The organism is Paenibacillus sp. FSL H7-0357 (assembly GCF_000758525.1).
In the GTDB taxonomy this organism is placed as follows: domain Bacteria; phylum Bacillota; class Bacilli; order Paenibacillales; family Paenibacillaceae; genus Paenibacillus_AQ.
Window position 1 is genome coordinate 2,291,032 of record NZ_CP009241.1, and the last position, 22,584, is coordinate 2,313,615.

At 55.4% G+C, this 22,584-nt stretch carries 5 protein-coding genes; 4 read left to right on the forward strand and 1 reads right to left on the reverse strand.

The window, feature by feature from the left end; all coding sequences use genetic code 11:
* Positions 1–63: 63 nt before the first annotated feature.
* From H70357_RS09830 to H70357_RS09845, 4 genes are all read left to right on the forward strand, one after another.
* Positions 64–15,792: a non-ribosomal peptide synthetase gene (locus H70357_RS09830; protein WP_442950469.1), complete on the forward strand. Its 15,729-nt coding sequence runs from the start codon at positions 64–66 to the stop codon at positions 15,790–15,792.
* Positions 15,793–15,897: 105 nt separating this feature from the next.
* The gene (locus tag H70357_RS34250; RefSeq protein WP_052091943.1) at positions 15,898–19,608 is read left to right on the forward strand and encodes an SDR family NAD(P)-dependent oxidoreductase; all 3,711 of its coding nucleotides are present in this window, start codon (positions 15,898–15,900) and stop codon (positions 19,606–19,608) included.
* A gap of 33 nt (positions 19,609–19,641) precedes the next feature.
* Positions 19,642–20,634, forward strand: a complete 993-nt coding sequence (locus H70357_RS09840) for a BtrH N-terminal domain-containing protein (protein ID WP_038588509.1) — start codon at positions 19,642–19,644, stop codon at positions 20,632–20,634.
* Positions 20,635–20,713: 79 nt separating this feature from the next.
* The gene (locus tag H70357_RS09845; RefSeq protein WP_038588511.1) at positions 20,714–20,995 is read left to right on the forward strand and encodes a hypothetical protein; all 282 of its coding nucleotides are present in this window, start codon (positions 20,714–20,716) and stop codon (positions 20,993–20,995) included.
* 286 nt (positions 20,996–21,281) lie between these two features.
* Here H70357_RS09845 and yhbH read toward each other — a convergent pair whose 3' ends face one another.
* On the reverse strand, positions 21,282–22,445 hold the full coding sequence (gene yhbH, locus H70357_RS09850) for a sporulation protein YhbH (RefSeq protein WP_038599129.1): 1,164 nt from the start codon (positions 22,443–22,445) through the stop codon (positions 21,282–21,284).
* Between the last annotated feature and the right edge of the window lie 139 nt (positions 22,446–22,584).

Below are 22,584 nucleotides of genomic sequence, written 5' to 3' on the forward strand. Positions count from 1 at the left end.
ATCGAACGCAAAGCTACTCAATGTATTGGAGGTTCAAAAATGGATTCTTTAACCGTTAGGCTTATGGCTTCTAGTGGTAAATACTCGGAGGCCGTTGATTATTGGCTTGAACAGCTTGCGGAATCTCCCGCACCAACAACCCTCTCTCTAGGCAGAGAAGGCGTTATAGCCGGCCAGTCGTTCCGGCAGGTTGAGCAGCAACTTTCGAATGAGACCTTACATCGTGTAGAGTCGCTATCTAAAAACTCGGAACAGGCAATGTTCATGGTATTAATGTCCGGAACGCTGTTGTTTCTTTCCCGGTATCTGAATCTTACGGATTTATTAGTAGGTATGCCTCCACTGAAAAAAAAAGGAAGCGAAGAAGTTGCTTCGGCTGTATTGCCGATTCGAATCCAAATCCGCTCTGAGAGTACTTTCAGGGACGTGCTAATCCAGGTGCGCAATGGCTTAACGGAAGCCGCCAAACATCAGAAATTTCCCCATCCTTATATAGCCGAGAAAACCGGGCTGCCTATGAACCGTAACGAGTTATTGCGTTTCGGTACGATTGTCTCACTTAACAGCATTCACCAAACGATTGACCCTATCCTCTCTGAATGTCTCATACACATATCTTTTCAAAAGAAGGACGACACACTTTCATTTGTAATGCATTATGATGCAAGTCGCTATGCTCATGAGAGCCTGATCAGGTTGAAGCAGCAGCTCGTTTACTTCCTTGATTTAATAATGGAACAGATAAACACGCCGCTTGCTCAGATCGATATGGTTTCGGATCAGGAGAAGCAAGAGCTGCTGCATGCGTTCAACGACACGGTAGCGGAGTATCCGCAGGAAGCGACGATCCACGGTCTGTTCGAGGAGCAGGTGAAGAAGACGCCGGATGCGGTGGCGGCCGTGTACGGGGATCAGCAGCTGACCTATGCGGAGCTGAACGCGCGGGCGAACCAGCTGGCGTGGACGCTGCGCGGGCAAGGTGTGGGGCCGGACCGTATCGTGGCGATCCTGATGGATCGCTCGGTGGAGATGCTCGTCGGGATGCTCGGCATCCTGAAGGCCGGCGGGGCGTACTTGCCGATCGATCCGGATTATCCGGCTGAGCGAATCGCCTATACGCTGGCGGACAGCGGAGCGGAGTGGCTGGTGACGACCCGTGACGTCGAGCTTCGGACGCCGGCGCTTCCGTTTGCGGGATGCCGGGTATATGCCTTAGAAACGGAGCCGATGCCCGCGGAGAATCCGCCGCAGGCGACGAAGCCGGAGCATCTGGCCTACGTGATCTATACCTCAGGGACGACCGGAAAGCCGAAAGGGACGATGATTACACACCGGAACGTGGTGCGGCTGTTGTTCAACGACCGCATGGCATTTGATTTCAACGAACGGGACGTGTGGACGTTGTTCCACTCGTATTGCTTCGATTTCTCGGTATGGGAAATGTACGGAGCGCTGCTTTATGGAGGCAAGCTGGTTGTTGTGCCGCTGATGACGGCGAGGGACCCGGAGCAGATGGTGCGGCTGCTGCGGCAAGAGCGGGTGACGGTGTTGAATCAGACGCCGAGCGCGTTTTATGCGTTGTCAGAGCGGGAAATGGAAGAGGCGGACGCGGAGCTGTGCGTGCGAGCCGTGATCTTTGGCGGAGAAGCGCTGGCGCCGGTCCAGTTGCGGGCATGGCAGCGGAAGTATCCCCATACGGAATTGATCAATATGTACGGGATCACGGAAACGACCGTGCACGTGACGTACAAGAAGCTTGGAGAGGCGGAGATCACAAGCGGCATCAGCAACATCGGCAAGCCGCTCCCGACGCTGCGGGCCTATATTCTCGGAGAAGGGCAGCAACTGCAGCCGATGGGCGTCGCGGGGGAGCTGTGCATCACGGGCGACGGACTGGCGCGGGGCTATCTGAACCGGCCGGAATTGACGGCGGAGAAATTCGTAGACAACCCGTTCGAGCCGGGGACGCGGATGTACCGGACCGGCGATTTGGCGAGATGGCTGCCGGACGGCAACCTGGAGTACCTGGGCCGGATCGACCACCAAGTGAAGATCCGCGGCTACCGGATCGAGTGCGGGGAGATCGAGGCGCATCTCATGGCGCATGCGCAGATCCGCGAAGCGGTGGTCATGGCCCGCGAGGACGAGCAAGGGCAGGCATACTTGTGCGCGTATCTTGTAAGCGACGAAGCCGTTCCGGTACCGGAGCTGCGTGCGCACCTGGCGGTACAACTGCCGGAATACATGATTCCGGCTTACTTTGTGGAGCTGGAGAAGCTGCCGCTGAACTCTAACGGCAAGGTGGACCGGAAGGCGCTGCCTGCGCCGGACCGGGAGGCGTACAGCGAAGGCTATGAAGCGCCGCGGGATGCGCTGGAGACGCAATTGGCGGAGTTGTTCGCAGAGGTGCTGGGGGTAAACGAAGTCGGCATCGGCGATTCGTTTTTCGAGCGCGGCGGTCACTCGCTGAAAGCGATGACGCTGGTGTCGCGCATTCATCAGCAGCTGGCGGTGGAGCTGCCGCTGCGAGAGCTGTTCGCACGCCCGACGGTGAAGGCGTTGGCGGTCTATGTGCGCAGCACGGAGGAAAGCGGCTACGGCCGAATCGAGCCGGCATCGGCGCAGGCATCGTACCCGCTGTCTTCGGCGCAGCGGCGGCTATACGTGCTGCATGAGGTGGAGCCGGAGAGCACACGCTACAACATGCCGGGAGTCATGGAGCTAACAGGGCAGGTGGATGCGGATCGGCTGGAGCAAGCGATTCGCTCGGTTATCGCCCGTCACGAATCGCTGCGCACGTCGTTCACGTGGATCGACGGCGAACCGAGACAACAGGTACACGAAGACGTGGTGTTGGAATGGGTATGCCGGGATGCAGATGAAGGGCAGGCACGGGAACTCATCCGGAATTTTGTGCAACCGTTCGCACTGGGTCAGGCGCCGCTGCTGCGGGCCGGGCTGCTGCGGCTGGCAGAGGAGCGTCATTGGCTGGTGTGGGACATGCATCATATCGTGTCGGACGGCGTGTCGATGAACCTTCTGGTGTCGGACTTCATGGCGGCGTATGCCGGCGGGGAGCTGGCGCCGCTGCGGATCCAGTACAAGGACTACGCGGTCTGGCAGCAGAGCACGCTCGAGGTGGAGCGGATGCAGGGGCATGAGGCGTACTGGCTGTCGGTCTATGCGGAGGAAGCGCCGGTGCTGGAGCTGCGGGCCGACCGGACGCGTCCGGCGGTGCCAAGCAGTGAAGGCGGGCAGGTTCATGCGCAGATTAGCGCGGACGTAGCCGAGGGGCTGAAGCAGATTGCCGCAGAGACCGGAGCCACGCTGTACATGGTACTGCTGGCTGCCTATAACGTGTGGCTGCACAAGTACACGGGGCAGAGCGACATCGTGGTTGGCACGCCGGTGTCTGGACGGACGCATGCAGATACGGAGCCGATGATCGGGATGTTCGTGAATACGCTGGCGCTGCGCAACGCCCCGTCCGGGGAGAAGCGGTTTATGGACTTTTTGCGCGAAGTGAAGGAGCGGACGCTGGCGGCGTTTGAGCATCAGGACTATCCGTTCGAGGAACTGGTCGAGAAGCTGAACGTACGGCGCGATATGAGCCGCAACCCCATGTTTGACACGATGCTGGTACTGCAGAACATGGAGCAGGCGCGCTTTACCCTGGCGGATGTTGACGTACGTCCGGTCGAGCTGAACCACCGGGCGACGAAGTTTGACTTAACGCTGAACGTCGCGGAGGGCGATCAAGGACTTCAGCTGTTACTGGAATACAGCAGCGCACTGTTCAACGAGGAGACAGCCGGGCGGTACCTGATGCACTTTGTGCAGCTCTTGTCGCAAATCACCGGGCAGCCGGAAGCAAGCATCGGCTCGTATGAGCTTGTCACGCCAGAGGAGAAGCAACAGCTGCTGCACGGGTTCAACGACACGGCAGCGGAGTATCCGCGGGAAGCGACGATCCACGGTCTGTTCGAAGAGCAGGTGGAGAAGACGCCGCATGCGGTGGCGGTAGTGTACGGGGATCAGCAGCTGACCTATGCGGAGCTGAATGCGCAGGCGAATCAGCTGGCGTGGACGCTGCGCGGGCAAGGTGTGGGGCCGGACCGTATCGTGGCGATCCTGATGGGTCGCTCGGTGGAGATGCTCGTCGGGGTGCTCGGCATCCTGAAGGCCGGCGGGGCGTACTTGCCGATCGATCCGGCGCTGCCGGCCGAACGCATCCGGTATATGCTCGGGGACAGCGGCGCGGGGGTACTGCTGATTCAGCCTGGCCTGGATCCATGCGGATTTGAGGGCACGGTGCTGGACCTGGCGGAAGCCGGGCAAGCACCGGCCGGGGTGAATTTCGCACTTCACGCAACGTCGGGCGAGTTGGCGTATGTGATCTATACCTCGGGGACAACAGGAAACCCCAAAGGGGTCATGATTGAGCATCGCTCGGTGGTTAACTTCATCACAGGGATGACGAGAGTGATTCCATTCGCTCCGGCGAAGTCGATTTTATTTGCGACCACACTGTCATTCGACATCTCGGTGGTGGAGACGCTGCTAGCGTTGACGCAAGGCATGCGGGTCGTGGCAGCGAGCGAAGAACAGCAGAAGGACCCTCAGCAGCTGGCGGCGCTGATCGAACGCCAGCGCATTGGCATGGTGCAGATGACGCCGTCGCGGCTGAAGATGCTGTTGTCGGCGGGCTGCGTGGCGTGGCTTGAAGGCGTAACGGAAATACTAGTCGGCGGGGAGGCATGGACGGACGATCTGCTGGCTGATTTGCAAAGCAAATCGAAGGCCGTGCTGTTCAATATGTACGGTCCGACGGAGACGACGATTTGGTCAGCGGTGCGGGAAGCGACCGTCGACCAGACAGTGACCGTCGGGGGGCCGATCGCCAATACGCAGCTGTACATTGTAAGTGACAACCGGCAGCTGCAGCCGATAGGCGTCGCGGGGGAGCTGTGCATCGCGGGGGACGGACTGGCACGGGGTTACTTCAACCGGCCGGAGCTGACGGCGGAGAAATTCGTAGACAACCCGTTCGAGCCGGGGACACGGATGTACCGGACCGGCGATTTGGCGAGATGGCTGCCGGACGGCAATCTGGAGTACCTGGGCCGGATCGACCATCAAGTGAAGATCCGCGGCTACCGGATCGAGTGCGGGGAGATCGAGATGCAGCTCATGGCGCATGCGCAGATCCGCGAAGCGGTGGTCATGGCCTGCGAGGACGAGCAAGGGCAGGCATACTTGTGCGCATATCTTGTAAGCGACGAATCCGTTCCGGTACCGGAGCTGCGGGCGCATCTGGCGGCACAGCTGCCGGATTACATGATCCCGTCCTACTTTGTGGAGCTGGAGAAGCTGCCGCTGAACTCTAACGGCAAGGTGGACCGGAAGGCACTGCCGGCGCCGGACCGGGAGGCGTACAGCGAAGGCTATGAAGCGCCGCGGGATGCACTGGAGACGCAATTGGCGGAGTTGTTCGCAGAGGTGCTGGGGGTAAACGAAGTCGGCATCGGCGATTCGTTCTTTGAGCGCGGCGGTCACTCGCTGAAAGCGATGACGCTGGTGTCGCGCATGCATCAGCAGCTGGCGGTGGAGCTGCCGCTGCGGGAGCTGTTCGCACGCCCGACGGTGAAGGCGTTGGCGGTCTATGTGCGCAGCACGGAGGAAAGCGGCTACGGCCGAATCGAGCCGGCAGAGGCGCAGGCATCGTACGCGCTGTCTTCGGCGCAGCGGCGGCTATACGTGCTGCATGAGGTGGAGCCGGAGAGCACGCGCTACAACATGCCGGGTGTCGTGGAGCTAACAGGGCAGGTGGATGCGGATCGGCTGGAGGAAGCGATTCGCTCGGTCATCGCCCGTCACGAATCGCTGCGCACGTCGTTCACGTGGATCGACGGCGAACCGAGACAACAGGTGCACGAAGACGTGGCGTTTGAATGGGTATGCCGGGATGCAGATGAAGTGCAAGCCCGGGAGCTCGTCCGGAACTTCGTGCGGCCGTTCGCGTTGGATCAGGCGCCGCTGCTGCGCATCGAACTGTTGCGGCTGGCGGAGGAGCGCCATTGGCTGGTGTGGGACATGCACCATATCGTGTCGGACGGCGTGTCGATGAACCTTCTGGTGTCGGACTTCATGGCGGCGTATGCCGGCGAGGAGCTGGCGCCGCTGCGGATCCAGTACAAAGACTACGCGGTCTGGCAGCAGGGTACGCTTGGGGTCGAGCGGATGGAGGCGCATGAGGCATACTGGCTGTCGGCCTATGCGGAGGAAGCGCCGGTGCTGGAGCTGCCGGCCGACCGGACGCGTCCGGCGGTGTTAAGCAGTGAAGGCGGACGGGTATACACCGAAGTGAACGCCGAGACGGCAGAGGCCCTAAAACGAATCGCGGCAGAGACCGGAGCCACGCTGTACATGGTGCTGCTGGCCGCCTATAACGTGTGGCTGCACAAGTACACAGGGCAAAGCGACATTGTGGTCGGGACGCCGGTGTCGGGACGGACGCATGGGGATACGGAGCCGATGATCGGAATGTTCGTGAACACGCTGGCGCTGCGCAACGCCCCGTCCGGGGAGAAGCGGTTTATGGACTTCGTGCGTGAGGTGAAGGAGCGGACGCTGGCGGCGTTTGAGCATCAGGACTATCCGTTCGAGGAACTGGTAGAGAAGCTGAACGTACGGCGCGATATGAGCCATAACCCCTTGTTTGACACGATGCTGGTGCTGCAGAACATGGAGCAGGCGCGATTTGGCCTGGCGGATGTTGACGTTCGTCCGGTCGAGCTGAACCACCGGGCGACGAAGTTCGATCTGACGCTAAACGTCGCGGAGGGTGATCAAGGACTTCAGCTGTTGCTGGAATACAGCTGTGCACTGTTCAACGGGGAGACAGCCGGGCGGTACCTGATGCACTTTGTGCAGCTCTTGTCGCAAATCACCGGGCAGCCGGAAGCAAGGATTGGCTCGATATCGCTTGTCACGGCGGAGGAAAAGCAACAACTGCTGCATACGTTCAACGACACGGCGGCGGAGTATCCGCAGGAAGCGACGATCCACGGTTTGTTCGAAGCCCAGGTGGAGAAGACGCCGGATGCGGTGGCGGCCGTGTACGGGGATCAGCAGCTGACCTATGCGGAGCTGAACGCGCGGGCGAACCAGCTGGCGTGGACGCTGCGCGGGCAAGGTGTGGGGCCGGACCGTATCGTGGCGATCCTGATGGATCGCTCGGTGGAGATGCTCGTCGGGATGCTCGGCATCCTGAAGGCCGGCGGGGCGTACTTGCCGATCGATCCGGATTATCCGGCTGAGCGAATCGCCTATACGCTGGCGGACAGCGGAGCGGAGTGGCTGGTGACGACCCGTGACGTCGAGCTTCGGACGCCGGCGCTTCCGTTTGCGGGATGCCGGGTATATGCCTTAGAAACGGAGCTGATGCCGGCGGAGAATCCGCCGCAGGCGACGAAGCCGGAGCATCTGGCCTACGTGATCTATACCTCAGGGACGACCGGAAAGCCGAAAGGGACGATGATTACGCACCGGAACGTGGTGCGGCTGTTGTTCAACGACCGCATGGCGTTTGATTTCAACGAACGGGACGTGTGGACGTTGTTCCACTCGTATTGCTTCGATTTCTCGGTATGGGAAATGTACGGAGCGCTGCTGTATGGAGGCAAGCTGGTTGTTGTGCCGCTGATGACGGCGAGGGACCCGGAGCAGATGGTGCGGTTGCTGCGGCAGGAGCGGGTGACGGTGTTGAATCAGACGCCGAGCGCGTTTTATGCGTTGTCAGAGCGGGAAATGGAAGAGGCGGACGCGGAGCTGTGCGTGCGAGCCGTGATCTTTGGCGGAGAAGCGCTGGCGCCGGTCCAGTTGCGGGCATGGCAGCGGAAGTATCCCCATACGGAATTGATCAATATGTACGGGATCACGGAAACGACCGTGCACGTGACGTACAAGAAGCTTGGAGAGGCGGAGATCACAAGCGGCATCAGCAACATCGGCAAGCCGCTCCCGACGCTGCGGGCCTATATTCTGGGCGAAGGGCAGCAACTGCAGCCGATGGGCGTCGCGGGGGAGCTGTGCATCACGGGCGACGGACTGGCACGGGGTTATTTAAACCGGCCGGAATTGACGGCGGAGAAATTCGTAGACAACCCGTTCGAGCCGGGGACGCGGATGTACCGGACCGGCGATTTGGCGAGATGGCTTCCGGACGGCAACCTGGAGTACCTGGGCCGGATCGACCATCAAGTGAAGATCCGCGGCTACCGGATCGAGTGCGGGGAGATCGAGGTGCGGCTTCTGGCGCATGCGCAGATCCGCGAAGCGGTGGTCATGGCCCGCGGGGACGAGCAAGGGCAGGCATACTTGTGCGCGTATCTCGTGAGTGACGAAGCTGTTCCGGTTGTAGAACTACGGGCGCACCTGGCGGTACAGCTGCCGGAATACATGATTCCGTCTTACTTTGTGGAGCTGGAGAAGCTGCCGCTGAACTCTAACGGCAAGGTGGAGCGCAAGGCGCTGCCGGCGCCGGAATCGGCGCATACCGGCAGCGTCTACGAAGCGCCAAGCACGCCGACGCAGCGGCAACTGGCGGAGATTTGGCAGGAAGTGCTGGGAGCGGAGCAGGTCGGCGTCCACGATAACTTCTTTGTGCTGGGCGGCGACTCGATCAAGGCGATCCGCCTCGTCAGCCGGATGAATCGCGACATGGAGGCGGCCCTCCCGCTAAAAGATGTGTACCTGCATCAGACCATCGGAGAGTTGGCTGAGCTTTTGGCGCAGGAGCACAAGCCGAACCGGCAGCTGGAGTCGGGGCGGGAGATGCTGGAGCAGATGAAGCGGCGCATCATGGAGGATTCCGAGCAGGCGAAGCACCTGCCGGAGGATTACGAGGACGTGTATCCGCTTAGCAAAATTCAACAGAGCATGGTGTTCTACTCAAGATTGCGGCCGGAGGAGCCGATTTACCACGATCAGTTCTTATATCATTTCAAAATCGTTTCGGTAGAACAGTTCGCAGAAGCGCTGCAGCGGTTATCCGATAGGCATCCGATTCTGCGCACCACCTTCGATCTCACGCATTTCGAGGAAGAGGTCCAACTCGTGCACGACCGGATCGTGCCAGAGTTTTCGGTGGAAGATGTCTCCTCACTTAGCCGTGAGGAACAGGAGCGCGTCATCCGCGCGCATATCGATCAGGACCAGCGCAACTTGTTCCGGTTCGACGGCGAGGTGCTGTGGCGAGTTCGTTTGTTCCGGCAGAACGCACGCTACGATTATTGCATGGTGTTTACGTTCCACCATGCGATTCTGGACGGATGGAGCGTGGCGTCCTTCCAGCAGGAGTTTGCAGGCATTTATCAGCAACTGCTGCAGGGAAAACCGGCGGATATCAAGCCGCTGGATAGCAATTACAAGGATTATGTGGCCATCAACCGGTTCCGGGAGAGCGACGAGGAGAGCCGGCAATATTGGATCCGCGAATTGGCGGGGTATACCCGCAATAAGCTGCCGTTTAACTACGCGGGCAAGAAGAGGGACCGCGGAGCGGCCAGCAAAATTTACCGCAGGCCACTGAGCAGCACGCTGCTGGAAGCCTTGAAGCGGCAGGCGAAGCGGTACGGTTGTACCGTCAAGGAGCTGTGCTTGAGCGCGCACGTGTATTTGCTGGGCATCCTGACGACGGAGGAAGAGATTGTCACGGGCGTGGTCAGCCACGACCGGCCGGCCATCGAAGATGCAGACAAAGTATTAGGCTGCTTCCTCAATACGGTGCCGATCCGCATGGGGCTAGCGCGCGAAGTGTCCAAGCGGGAACTGGTGAACCGTACAAAACGGCAGCTTGGGCAAATGAAGGCGCATGAACTGTTTCTGGCCGACATTGCCCAGGCAATTGGTGAAGTGTCGAGCCCGTCCGTCAACCCGATCTTCGATACGCTGTTTAACTATACGGATTTCCATGTGCTGGAGGAGATGGGGCCGGGGCAAGAGTTGGCATCGGAGATGGCGGCGCTGAGCTTGGAAGCAAACGAAATGACGAATACGTGGTTTGATCTGGAAGTATCGCAATACTTTAACAGGCTGAACATGCAGATCAAATATGCGCCAGCTTATTTTGAGGATCAGGAGATCGAAACGGCGTTCGCTTGGTACGAACGAATCCTTGAGGCCCTATGTGACGAGGAGACCGATATCTTGTCGGTAGAGCGCCTGATGGCGACTGCGGAACGGCAAGCGATCGTGTATGAATGGAACCGGACGGATATGCCGTACGCAGCAGAGAAGACGCTGCACCAACTGTTCGAGGAACAAGCGGCGAGGACACCCGGGCGGACCGCTCTAAACTGGAACGGCCAGCCATTGACCTACTGGGAGCTGGACGAGCGGTCGAACCGGTTGGCGCGGCGGCTGCGGGCCCAGGGGGTGAAACTCAATGATCATGTCGGGCTGATGACCGGGCGGGGTTTTGAGATGATCGTCGGCATGCTGGCGATTCTGAAAGCCGGCGCGGCGTATGTACCGATGGATCCGGACTACCCGCAAAGCCGGATCGCACATATGATCAGCCATGCGGGAGTGAGCGTCGTTGTCGTCGATCAGGCGTATGCAGAAGCGCCTGCGCTATTCGTCGACAGCCGGGACCCTTCGCTGATTGAGCATTCCGGCGAGGCGCTTCACCTTGCCAAAGATTCGCACGAGTTGGCGTACATTATTTACACCTCCGGCTCAACCGGGGAGCCGAAGGGCGTCATGATTGAGCATCATTCGGCAGTGAACCTGGTCAGCTGGGTCAATCGGGAATTTGGCGTGCATGAGGAAGACCGGCTGTTGTTCATCACGTCGATGTGCTTCGACTTGTCGGTGTATGACATTTTCGGACCGCTGGCGGCAGGCGCCCAGATTGTGATTGCAAGCCGGGAGCAGGTGCAGGATCCTAAGCAGATGCAGCAGTTGCTGGAAGAGGAAGCCATTACGATTTGGGACTCGGTGCCGACGACGCTGAATCATGTGCTGCATGGCCTAGAGGAACAGGAGGAGGCGATTAGCCAGAAGGCTTTACGGCTGGCGCTGGTGAGCGGGGACTGGATTCCGGTCGATTTGGCGGAACGCGCGAAGGCATACTTCCCGAACGTCCAAGTGATAGGACTTGGGGGTGCGACGGAAGCCACCGTATGGTCCAACTACTATCCGATCCAGGAAGTTACGGCGGATCAAACGGGCATTCCGTACGGAAAGCCGCTGGCGAACAATACCTTCTACATTCTGGACGCAGATCGGCATCCGGTGCCGTACGGGGTGGCCGGCGAGCTGTATATCGGGGGAGTGGGCGTAGCCAGAGGCTATTTGAACGATCCGGCGAAGACCAGCGCATCGTTTATGACCAATCCGTTTGTACCGCAGGGGCGGATGTACCGGACGGGAGACATGGGGCGCATGCTGCAGGACGGCAACATGGAGTTCCTGGGACGCCAAGATTACCAGGTGAAGATCCGCGGCTACCGGGTGGAACTGGGAGAAATCGAGAACCAGTTGCTGAAGCATGAGGCGGTCCGCGAAGCGGTGGTGATCGCCCGGGAGGATGCGGCCGGCGGGAAATACTTGTGCGCGTACGTGGTGCTGCAGCAGGAGACGGCTTCGGCGGAGATTCGGGAGCACCTCGGGCGGGCACTGCCGTCCTATATGATACCGGGGTATATGATGCCGATGGAGCGCTTGCCGCTGACCCCTAACGGCAAGCTGAACCGTAAAGCGTTGCCGGAGCCGGATGCCAGAATGCATTCGGAAGAACGGTATGAGGCAGCGAGTACCGAGACGGAACGGAAGCTGCTCGGGATTTGGGAGGACGTGCTTGGCGTAGAGAACATTGGGATGAGCGACGACTTTTTTGCAATCGGAGGGCACTCCTTGCGGGCAACCGCGCTGGTGTCCAAAATCCAGAAGACGATGAACGTAGAGCTGACGCTGCAGGACGTATTCCGACTGCCGACGATCAAGGAGCAGGCGCGGAAGATCGAGGGGATGTCGAAGATGGCATACAGCGCCATCGAACCGGCGAAGCCGGGCAAGGATTATCCGCTGTCTTCGGCGCAGCGGCGGCTATACGTGCTGCATGAGGTGGAGCCGGAGAGCACGCGCTACAACATGCCGGGAGTCGTGGAGCTAACAGGGAAAATTGATGCGGATCGGCTGGAACAAGCGGTTCGTTCGGTTATCGCCCGTCACGAATCGCTACGCACGTCGTTCACGTGGATCGACGGCGAACCGCGGCAACAGGTGCACGAAGACGTGGCGTTGGAATGGGTATGCCGGGATGCAGATGAAGCGCAGGCGCGGGAACTCACCCGGAGCTTCGTACGGCCGTTCGAACTGAGTCAGGCGCCGCTGCTGCGCACCGGGCTGCTGCGGCTGGCGGAGGAGCGCCATTGGCTGGTGTGGGACATGCATCATATCGTGTCGGACGGCGTGTCGATGAACCTTCTGGTGTCGGACTTCATGGCGGCGTATGCCGGCGGGGAACTGGCGCCGCTGCGGATCCAGTACAAGGACTACGCGGTCTGGCAGCAGGGCACGCTCGGGGTGGAGCGGATGCAAGGGCATGAGGCGTACTGGCTGTCGGCCTATGCGGAGGAAGCACCGGTGCTGGAGCTGCCGGCCGACCGGAGGCGTCCAGCGGTGCCAAGCAGTGAAGGCGGACGGGTATACACCGAAGTGAACGCCGAGACGGCAGAGGCCCTAAAACGAATCGCTGCGGAGACCGGAGCCACGCTGTACATGGTACTGCTGGCCGCCTATAACGTGTGGCTGCACAAGTACACAGGGCAGACCGACATCGTGGTCGGGACGCCGGTGTCGGGGCGGACGCATGGTGATACGGAGCCGATGATCGGAATGTTCGTGAACACGCTGGCGCTGCGCAACGCCCCGTCCGGGGAGAAGCGGTTTATGGACTTCGTGCGCGAGGTGAAGGAGCGGACGCTGGTGGCGTTCGAGCATCAGGACTATCCGTTCGAGGAACTGGTAGAGAAGCTGAACGTGCGGCGCGATCGGAGCCGCAACCCGCTGTTTGACACGATGCTGGTGCTGCAGAACATGGAGCAGGCGCGCTTTACCCTGGCGGATGTTGACGTTCGTCCGGTCGAGCTAAATCACCTGGCGACGAAGTTTGACTTAACGCTGAACGTTGCGGAGAGTGATCAAGGACTTCAACTGATGCTGGAATACAGCTGCGCGCTGTTCAACGAGGAGACAGCCGGGCGGTACCTGATGCACTTCATGCAGCTCTTGTCGCAAATCATCGGGCAGCCGGAAGCAAGCATCGGCTCGTATGAGCTTGTCACGCCAGAGGAGAAGCAACAGCTGCTGCACGGGTTCAACGACACGGCGGCGGAGTATCCGCGGGAAGCGACGATTCACGGTCTGTTCGAGGAACAGGTGAAGAAGACGCCGCATGCGGTGGCGGCCGTGTACGGGGAACAGCAGCTCACCTATACGGAGCTGAATGCGCGGGCGAATCAGCTGGCGTGGACGCTGTGCGGGCAAGGTATGGGGCCGGACCACATCGTGGCGATCCTGATGGAACGCTCGGTGGAGATGATCGTCGGGGTGCTCGGCATCCTGAAAGCCGGCGGGGCGTACTTGCCGATCGATCCGGCCTATCCGGCAGAGCGCATCCAATACATGCTGGAGGACAGCGGCAGTCAGTGGCTGATAGGCGATGAGGCGCTGCTGGCGGAAACTGCCTTTGCGGGAGCGAAGCTGGGACTGACGATAGCAAAGGCCGAAACCGCTGCGACCGGTACAATGTCTGTCGGGGAAAGCAGCAGTATCGATGGCTGCAATTTAGAAGCGGTCAGCGGGCCGGAGAACCTGGCATACGTCATCTACACTTCAGGCTCGACGGGGCGGCCCAAAGGAGTGATGGCCGAGCACCGGAGTGTGGCCAACTTGACGTCCATGTTTCAACGTACGCTGCAGATTACCGGAGATGACCGGATTCTCCAATTTGCATCGCTCTCGTTCGATGCCTCTCTATCGGAAATCGTGATGAGCCTGTGCAGCGGGGCGCAATTGCATATAGTGCCGGTGGAAGTGATCCATCACCTCGGGGAGTTCGAGCAGTACATCCGGGAAAACGGCATTACAGTAATCACTCTGCCGCCGGCGTACTTAACACGGATGCATCCGGAGCAGGTCCGCCCGTTGAGAACGGTCATCACGGCGGGCTCGGCCTGTCCGCAGGAGGTGGTGCGGAAGTGGAGTCCTTACGTCAACTTAATCAATGCGTACGGGCCGACGGAAACGACGGTGTGCGCCACGATGTGGCCGGCAGACGAGGCGGAAGAAGAGATGGGAATCGTTCCGATCGGTAAACCGGTGTCCAATGTGCGGGTGTATATTCTGGATCAGGAAGGCCGGTTACTGCCCATGGGTGTGCCGGGCGAAATCTGTCTCACGGGAGCCGGCGTGGCCCGGGGCTATCTGAACCGGCCGGACCTGACAGCGGAGAAGTTCGTAGACAACCCGTTCGAGCCGGGGATGCGGATGTACCGGACCGGGGATTTGGCGAGATGGCTGCCGGACGGCAACCTGGAGTACCTGGGCAGGACCGACCATCAAGTGAAGATCCGCGGCTACCGGATCGAGTGCGGGGAGATCGAGGCGCAGCTTCAGGCGCATGGGCATATCCGTGAAGCTGTCGTAGTCGACCGGAAGGACGAGCAAGGGCAGGCATATCTATGCGCTTATCTGGTATGCAGCATGCCGCTGACTGTAGCCCAAATACATGCTCACCTGTCCAGACATCTGCCGGACTATATGATCCCGTCCTATTTTGTGGAATTGGACCATATTCCGCTCAATAATAACGGCAAAGTGAACCGAACACTTCTGCCTGTTCCAGATGTGGCCATGGATGATCAAGAAGAAAAACTGCCGCCTGCTACTGAGATTGAGTCTGGAATTTTGAAAGTATGGCAAGAGGTTCTTCACAAAGACGACATCGGGGTTACGGATAACTTCTTCCATGTGGGTGGAAACTCATTGCGCATTATGGATATATATTCCAAACTAGAGCAAAAGTATCCGGGCGTACTTGTTGTAGCGGATTTGTTCGGAAACCCGAACGTGCGTCAATTGGCTCAGTATATCGAAACGGTCCATGTGCAAAAACAAGCATCTACATGGAAGCACCTCCCCCTCGCATTCCCAACGTCAGGTATGGCCGAGCAAGGTGTCTACATTCCGGGCGATGTATTGCGCTTTGAGCTCTCGGAACGAACGAGTCAAAGCTTGGAACGCATTTCGAGTCACTACAGCATTCAAAAGATGTCTGTGCTGTTGACCGCTTTTGCATATTTAATGTCGGAATACGCACATACAGAAACGGTTACTTTGCCTTGCTTGATAGAAGGCGGCGATGTATACCGGGTTGAGGTTTCGTTCCGGGAAGCCGAAGAGCTGGAGGAAGTTTTTGCAATAGTAGACGGATACCTGAAAACGGAAGGGCGATTTCATTGGGACCAGGTGAAGTATGCTGCTTATGAGCCGCAAGAAGGCCAAATCCTTTGTGCATTTACAGGCGCTGACCCATTGCCGTCAGGCTTTGCAAAGCAGTTTGATCTTGTGCTCAATTGTGGAGAGGCTGGCATTGTCCAGTCCATGACATGTGAGTACAACCAGGGCCGGATTTTACAAACGTCTATAGAGAGGCTGCTTCGCCAGTTCGTAAGCTTATTGGCTAAAATGCTGGAACAATGTGAAAAAAAGGTCGGTTTGTAAGAGACGTGAAGTGAACAGGAGAAGAGAGGAGAAGGCAAGCGAAGGTCCTTCTCTTCTGTTCTACCGATTATACATCAGAGCAGGTTTCGAATTGGAGGGTACGATGTGAAAAAAAGACTAGTCGACTTCGATACTTCTGAAGTGCTATCAACGAACGAGAATATCAAGTTTGAACAAATCTCAAGTAAGGATATTGCAGTGATTGGTGTATCTTGTCAGATTGGGAGCGCAAAAAATACAAATGAATTTTGGAATTGTATGGTTGAAGGGAAGAGTCTAATAGAAGAAATTCCGCAAACACGCAAAAAAGATATTACAGATGTGCTAAAGCAAAGCGGCATCGCCCCTAAGGAATTTAAGAAAGCTACTTATCTTGGTAACATCGACATGTTCGATTATAAGTTTTTTTCTCTGCCGGCTATTGAGGCCCAGTTAATGGATCCGCACCAACGGCTCTTTCTGGAGACTGTCTATGCCACTATGGAGGATGCGGGATACGGGGGGAGGGAGCTCGTTGGCAGCGAAACCGGAGTATTTGTCGGATTATCAAGCGACGGGCTCAATGAATACAAAGCACTCGCGCAAAGGTCCGCTCCGGAGCTTGTGGGTCTGACAACTTCAGGTAATCTAAAATCGATTATTGCCGGGAGGATTTCCTATATATTTGATTTTAAAGGCCCCAGCAGTTTGGTGGATACTGCATGCTCTTCATCTTTGTCTGCACTTCATCTGGCATGCCGCTCTATCCGCGCAGGCGAATGCAATACTGCGATAGCGGGAAGCGTCAGAATCAATATGTTACCGGCCAGTCAGGCGAATGACTACAAAATGGGAACTGAATCATCAGACGGGTACACGCGAACATTCGATGCAGAATCGGATGGAACAAATACTGCAGAGGGAGTCGCGGCTGTTCTGTTGAAACCACTGCATCAAGCGATGCTGGATCATGATCATATCTATGCGGTCGTTAAGGGCAGCGCATGGAATCAAGATGGAAGCTCGGTAGGACTAACAGCACCGAATCCAGCCGCACAGGAGCGGGTTATTCTAAGAGCATGGCAAGATGCGGGAATCGATCCCGAATCCATTTCATATCTGGAAGCCCATGGTACGGCAACAAAGCTGGGAGATCCTATCGAAATCCAAGGGATACACAATGCATTCCGCAAGCATACCTCAAAGATGCAATTTTGCGCCATCGGTTCTGTCAAAACGAATATCGGTCATTTGGATCATGCAGCGGGAATCGCCGGTTTTATTAAGGCCGTGCTGGCCTTAGAGCATCAACAAATTCCACCGATGCTGCATTTTAAACAACCTAATCCTAATATATCGTTTATTAATTCGCCCGTTTATATTGCAGACCGGTTAATCGAGTGGGAGCGTTCACCAGGTTCAAAAAGAAGATGCGGGGTAAGTTCGTTCGGTTTAAGCGGAACGAATTGCCATGTCGTATTAGAGGAGGCTCCTGAACGAACAGAGGCTTCCCCTGACAATTTGCATCATATTTTCACCTTATCTGCCATGGAACAAACGAACCTGTTAGATATGGTAAACAGATATATACTTTTCCTATCGAGTTCTGCCGGCCAGCATAGAATCGGGGATATTTGCTACACCGTTAATACGGGGAGAGGCCACTACGCTCACCGCTTGGTGCTGAAGGCATGCAGCATAGAAGAACTGCTTCAGCAATTGGAGCGATTTCTAAAAACCCCATTCGTTACGATGGAAGAGCATCATATTTATTACGGCAGCCATAACGTCAGCGCTAACAAAGTCACCTGGCCGAATTATGAAACTGCATCCGGTTCCGCTTCCGAGCACGTCAAAGAACTTCTGTCCAATATTAGCAAAGATTCGTCCGGTGCGGGAAGAACGTTTCATGATTTCGCTCAGGCTTATACACAAGGAACAGAGATGAATTGGAAACTGTTATATCCGACACGTTCTTACAATAAAGTCAGTGTGCCGACCTACAGCTATTCGAAAAGCAGATGCTGGATCAACATTCCGGAGAAGCATACACAGCCTGTTGAGAGACGTGAGACTTTAACATCCGTGCATGAAGAGGAGTATTGTTATTACCAGCCAAAATGGGTGCCCCAAAGTATTAATGACAAACTCCCGGAACCCATTGACGGGATGACGGTTTTCTTTCGAACAACGGCTCCGGTTTGCGGCCAGATCTGTACATTGCTGGAAAGACAAAACCGGGATTATATTGAAGTTTATTATGGACCCCAGTACAGCAAAGTAACGGATTATGAATACGTGATTTCAGGCAATGACTCTGACTACCTCTTATTGCTCGAGCAAGTAGGAAAGGTTGGGCATGTCATCCATGCCTTTGATCTCGAAGAACGGCTGCCGCACCATACCTTGGAGCTGCAGGAACGCCTCGTTCGCAGCGTGTACAGCTTGGCTTCTTTATCAAAAGCATTGTTCAAGAAGCAGCGAAGACAAGAAACAGTGATTTCTGTCCTTACCCGATTTGCAAATGCCGTGACAGGGGACGAGCCACAGATCGATCCGATCGGTGCCGCTATGCTCGGGATGGCGAAGGTTATTCATCAAGAACATCCGTACCTGTACACTCGCAGCTTTGATTTGGACATAACGATTGAACCTCCCGTAATTGGGCAAATGTTATCATCAATCAGAGAAGCGACAGAATTTGCATACCGCAACGGCGTTAGATATATAGAAAGCTTACAGGCAGCGGATCTTGGAACAACCGAAGCCGTTTCCATTCGCCACAATGGTGTCTATGTCATTACAGGAGGACATGGGGGGATTGGCTTAGAAGTGGCCAAACATTGGGCGAGACAACAGCAAATCTCCATTGCCCTTGTAAGCCGGACGCCCTTGCCGAGCCGTGAAGAATGGAGCTCTATTAAAGCGGGGGATGATCCTAAACGAAAACGCATCATTGAAAGCATAGAAGAAATGGAGAGTCTGGGTTCAACCATACATTCTTACAGCGCGGATGTTACCGATTTCGATCAAATGGACGTGCTGATCCAGCAGATTAGAGCCAGCTTCGGAAATATTAGTGGAATTTTTCATGCTGCAGGCATCGCAGGAGACGGGATGCTGTTCAGGAGAAGCCAAGAGCAAATGGACGCGGTCTTATCTCCTAAAGTAATGGGGACATGGAACTTACACTTGCTTACGAAAGACAATGACCTTGACTTTTTTGTGCTGTGCTCGTCGCTCGCTTCGCTTACTGGGGGAGTGGGTCAAGGGGACTACACGGCTGCCAACAGGTTTATGGATTCATTCGCTTCCTACCGATCCCGATTAGGTATGACGGCTTGTTCTATCAATTGGCCGGCCTGGAAGGAAGTCGGTATGGCTGCTAATTACGGCGTCAAAGAAAGCGATAAAGATATTAGCCATATTACACCTCGTTCTGCGCTGGCTGCACTTGATCAAATCCTATATTCGAATCGGCCCAGAGTGATTCTGGGAGAGATGAATGCTGTACACGCAAATCAAGTAGCGATGAATGGTCAGATTCAGGAACAACCGTTCTTCAAGAACGTACAGCTGGTTGGAAGAGAATCCGGTGAATACACCGAACTTGAGAAATTATTGGCAAGCATTTGGGGAGAACTGTTCGAACGTGATGTGATGAGGGTGGATGACAATTTTTACGACTTGGGGGGACACTCCTTATTGCTTATCCGGGTGGAGGTTGAGCTGGAAAAGCATGGTGTGGCGGTAGACCATTTAAATATTGAACAAGACCGGACGCTTGAGAAAATAGCGGAAACTCTGGAAAACTCGAATTCTAAGGTTGAGGACTGAGTGCGTGCTTGAAGTGAAAGCGGGGAAAAAGGGATGGCAAAAATCATTGAACCGATAGAACCTTTTAACGAAATCTATTATCAAAGCTGCTTGTATAATTCGTTGTTTCCGGTTATACGGCATTTTCAGCTTAGTATATTGCCGTTACTGATTAACGATTGGGTTGTGTATGAAACGGCCCTGACAGGGGAAGGCGCTCTTTGCGGAATCTCTTACAGAAGCAATAAGGGTCTTATTGAAGCTCTTGCAGGGCTTGGAATCGCAGTCGAGAAGGAACAGTTTGCCGGAACAGTCATTGACAAAATCAAGAGTGCGGTAGACATGGGGAGACCTGTGATACTATGGGTTGATTGTTACGAATTGCCGATTCGCAAAGACACTTTTCGGAAGAAGCATTTGCCACACACCATCTTAGTTCATGGATATAATGATTGTACCGGCCATTTTCATATTATTGAACATTTGCAGATGGAGAACCTGTCCTATGATAAAAAAACAATTCGGATGGAAGATTTGGAGCGGGCTTATATTGAATTTGATCATGAATTCAATCAAGGACAAATGAAGCTGGATTCCTACTATGAATTTTATAAGCTGAATCAAGCTGCTTCCATGATTTCCGGCGAAGCGGAACAATATCAGGAACTCATTCAGGCAAATATGAATGTAATTACAGAAGGTCTAGACCAGCTGCTGGAAGTGTCGGAGCTGTGGTATGGGAGATTGATGCAGCAAGCGCACATATCTATAGATTATGCTGCACAGCAACTCGATAAGCTGAATTCAATCATATTGGCGAAACAAGCGGAGAGCTACAAGCTGAAGCTTTTGCAGATGGAGCAGGAGCCTTTAAGTGCCATTCTACAGAGTATTACTAATGAGTGGAGCATGATTAGAGCGATCGTGGGCAAATATGTATACTCCAATCAGTTTAAAGTTGAACAATTCGCCGAATTGCCGGATCGAATCAGCAGTATTTACGATGCCGAGTTAAAGTTTTACGAAACCTTTTTAACGAAGCGATGAAGAGTACACAGATGAACGGGATTATACAGATCGATGATGGTGTTAACACATACTAGGTCCATACAAAGGAGCGTCTACTATGCATTCCATGGATACGATTACTCAGGAATTGCTTGAAATCATTAATGCTCATCTCTTGCAAAGAGCTGAAGAAGCAGGAAAATCGGGTGAAACTGGATTGCTGACCAGCTTGGAAGGTGACCTGGAGTTGTCCAATTATATTAATTCCCTTGATTTCATCATGATTCTCGTTAATATTGAAAAAAAGTTTAACGTGGTGCTGCAAGGAGACCTGAATATACTAACAGATCGGAGTTTTATCCAAATTGCTGAATTTATTGCAAAAAACAGGAATGATTAATGGTAGCCCTGAAAAAGCTTGTATTTAGGGAAGGGATCTTCAGTCAGGGGCTAGGTGCAGTATAAAAATGCAGCGTGTATCCGCTTAGGCTACGCGCTGCATTTTTATTTTAGGGGATATGTCACTCACGGCAGATGCTGACCGATGCGGTTCGAAGAGAAGCTCTGTTGGATGCCGTCACCTGCGTACCAAGGGACATCGCTTACCCGCCCGATTTGAATTTGTTGAATGAAGCCCGTGGGATACCTTCTTATTATCTTATTAGTTCTCCTCTAAATCCCGCTCATCACGATTTCGCCAAATCTCTTTTGCCGAAAAAGGTCTTGAGCGCCTGGTACACTTCCTTCTTATCCTTAATGACATAATGCATGAACTGCTCCTGCTTCAGATGCCGGTAGGCGGACATCAGCGTGCTGCTGCGGTTGTACTGGTTCACCTCGCCGTATCCGAACATATTGCTGCGTTTCAGCAGCTCCCCGATCAGCTTGACGCAACGTTCGTTATCCGAGGTGAGATTGTCGCCATCCGAGAAATGAAAAGGATAGATGTTGTATTTGGCCGGCGGATACCGGCTGTCGATAATCTCCAGCGCCTTCTGGTAGGCTGACGAGCAGATCGTGCCCCCGCTTTCACCCCGGGTGAAGAAATCATGCTCACTGACCTCTTTGGCTTCCGTATGATGAGCCAGGAACACAATCTCGACCTTTTCGTATTGCCGGCGCAGGAAGCGGGTCATCCAGAAAAAGAAGCTGCGGGCGCAGTATTTTTCGAAGGTCCCCATAGATCCGGAGGTATCCATCATGGCGATGATGACTGCATTGGAATGAGGAACCGTAATATCATCCCAGGTTTTATAGCGCAAATCGTCGGGACTGATGCTGTGGATGCCGGGATTTCCGTTGCTGGCGTTGCGCCGGAGATTCTCCAGCAAGGTGCGCTTCTTGTCGATGTTCGACATCATGCCTTTTTTACGGATATCGTTGAAGACGATGGACTTGACCTCGATCTCTTCTTTATCCTTCGGTGCTAGGTGGGGCAGCTCCAGGTCCTGGAACAGAATGTCCTCCAAATCCTCGAGGTTCACTTCAGCCTCAACCGTATCCTGACCCGGCTGATCGCCGGCCTTGTCACCTTTGCCCGGTTGGGCAGATTGTGAATCACGCCCGAGCACATCACCAACCTGGCTGTCTCCGTCTCCCTGGCCGACATGCTTTTGCTTGCGGAAGTTATAGATAATCCGGTACTCATCCAGACTGCGGATCGGCACCTTCACAATCTGTTTTCCGTCCGACATGATAATGTTCTCTTCGGTAACGAGGTCGGGCAGATTATCCTTAATGGCTTCCCTGACCTTCTGCTGATGACGTTCCTGATCCTGATGGCCTTTGCGGTGAAGGGACCAGTCTTCTTTTGACACGACAAACGCATATGGACCGGGTGATTGCGACAGGATGACCACCTCCCATGGAATATAAATCGGTACGGGCGTAAGCACATGCTTCTTAAAGTGAGTAACTCTGAGGCATGCTGTAACTAAAGTATATTCAGGGGTAGGGAGGATATGTGAAGATATCAATGGGTATAAACTG

Excerpts from the sequence above, each read along its gene's own strand:
- H70357_RS09840 (WP_038588509.1), top strand. The coding sequence starts at position 19,642 with ATGGCAAAAATCATTGAACCGATAGAACCTTTTAACGAAATCTATTAT.
- H70357_RS09845 (WP_038588511.1), top strand. The coding sequence starts at position 20,714 with ATGCATTCCATGGATACGATTACTCAGGAATTGCTTGAAATCATTAAT.
- H70357_RS09830 (WP_442950469.1), top strand. The coding sequence starts at position 64 with ATGGCTTCTAGTGGTAAATACTCGGAGGCCGTTGATTATTGGCTTGAA.